The 1,644-nt window shown below is 62.0% G+C and carries 3 protein-coding genes; all 3 read left to right on the top strand.

Translation table 11 applies throughout. From position 1 onward, the window contains the following. On the top strand, nucleotides 1-441 hold a 441-nt coding region (locus EOD15_RS33890), incomplete at its 5' end, for an ABC transporter permease subunit (protein WP_127409277.1). Then, nucleotides 434-1,318: a sulfate ABC transporter permease subunit CysW gene (gene cysW / locus EOD15_RS33885; protein WP_127270916.1), complete on the top strand. Its 885-nt coding sequence runs from the start codon at nucleotides 434-436 to the stop codon at nucleotides 1,316-1,318. The genes EOD15_RS33890 and cysW, both read left to right, overlap by 8 nt. Nucleotides 1,319-1,331: 13 nt before the next feature. Further along, nucleotides 1,332-1,644, top strand: a 313-nt coding sequence (locus EOD15_RS33880) for an ATP-binding cassette domain-containing protein (protein WP_127409276.1), incomplete at its 3' end; no start/stop codon positions are given.

The raw sequence follows: 1,644 nt of genomic DNA, 5'->3' as shown, positions 1-1,644 counted from the left end.
ATGCCGCTCGGCTTCAAGGTCGCCTATACGCCGCTCGGTATCGTCATCGCGCTGATCTTCATCGGCCTGCCCTTCGTCGTGCGCACCGTGCAGCCGATCATGGAGGAGATCGACAAGGAAGTGGAGGAAGCCGCCGCCACGCTTGGCGCCAATCGCTTCCAGATCATCACCCGCATCCTGTTTCCGGGCCTGGCGCCGGCCATCGTCACCGGCTTCGCCCTCGCCTTCGCGCGTGGCGTCGGCGAATACGGCTCGGTCATCTTCATCGCCGGCAACTTGCCCTACAAATCAGAAATCGCACCCCTGCTGATCGTCATTCGGTTGGAGGAATACAATTATCCGGCGGCGACAGCGATCGCGGCGATCATGCTCGCTCTGTCGTTCATCATGCTTTTGGTCGTCAATCTCGCACAGTCATGGAGCCGCAAGCGCTATGGCTGACCCGGAGATCAAATCCTACGAACCGCATCATGAAAGCCAGTCGGCGGCGGTCACTGAAAGCCGCCCTGCGCGCCTTGCTCTGATGGCCGTCGCCTTCGCCTTCCTCGGCATTTTCCTGCTCTTGCCGCTGATCATCGTCTTCAACGAAGCCTTCGCCAAGGGCATCGGTGCCTACACCGAAGCGCTGGGCAGTGCCGACACGCGCTCGGCGATCCGGCTGACGCTGCTGGTGGCGGCGATCTCGGTGCCACTCAACATCGTCTTCGGCATCTCCGCCGCCTGGGCGATCGCCAAGTTCGAGTTCAAGGGAAAGGCCTTCCTGACCACGCTGATCGACCTCCCCTTCTCGGTCTCGCCGGTCATATCGGGCCTCGTCTATGTGCTTCTGTTCGGCGCCCAGGGGCTGCTCGGCACATGGCTGAAAGCGCATGGCATCGTCATCCTGTTTGCCGTGCCGGGCATCGTGCTGGCCACAATCTTCGTCACCTTCCCCTTCGTCGCCCGCGAGTTGATCCCGCTGATGCAGGAACAAGGCAATGGCGACGAGGAGGCAGCGCTTTCGCTCGGCGCCAATGGCTGGCAGACCTTCTGGTACGTGACCTTGCCCAACGTCAAATGGGGGCTGCTCTACGGCGTGCTCCTGTGCAATGCGCGTGCCATGGGCGAGTTCGGCGCGGTGTCGGTGGTGTCGGGCCACATACGCGGCCTGACCAACACCATGCCGCTGCATGTCGAAATCCTCTACAACGAGTACAACGCCGTCGGTGCCTTCGCCGTCGCTTCATTGCTTGCGGGCCTGGCGCTCGTCACGCTGGTCTTGAAAACACTTCTCGAGATGCGCTACGGCGCCGAGATCGCCGCGACACGCGGGCACTGACAAAGGGACCACTATGGAAGTTCGCGTTGCCAACGTGCGCAAGGAGTTTGACCGGTTTCCGGCGCTTCACGACGTGTCGCTCGACATCAAGTCGGGCGAACTGATCGCGTTGCTGGGACCGTCCGGTTCCGGCAAGACGACGCTGCTCAGGCTGATCGCCGGGCTGGAGCGGCCGACACGGGGAAAGATATTCTTCGGCGACGAGGACGCCTCGCACAAGTCCATCCAGGAGCGCAATGTCGGCTTTGTTTTCCAGCACTATGCGCTGTTCCGGCATATGACGGTGGCGGACAATATCGGCTTCGGCCTGAAGGTCCGGCACGGAC

This window comes from Mesorhizobium sp. M7A.T.Ca.US.000.02.2.1, from assembly GCF_003996995.1.
Taxonomy (GTDB): domain Bacteria; phylum Pseudomonadota; class Alphaproteobacteria; order Rhizobiales; family Rhizobiaceae; genus Mesorhizobium.
The sequence above is the reverse complement of the archived record's forward strand: the minus strand, read 5'-3'. Positions and strand labels throughout refer to the sequence as shown.

Bases quoted from the DNA above. Each gene is read 5' to 3' on its own strand.
- cysW (WP_127270916.1), top strand. From the start codon at position 434: ATGGCTGACCCGGAGATCAAATCCTACGAACCGCATCATGAAAGCCAG.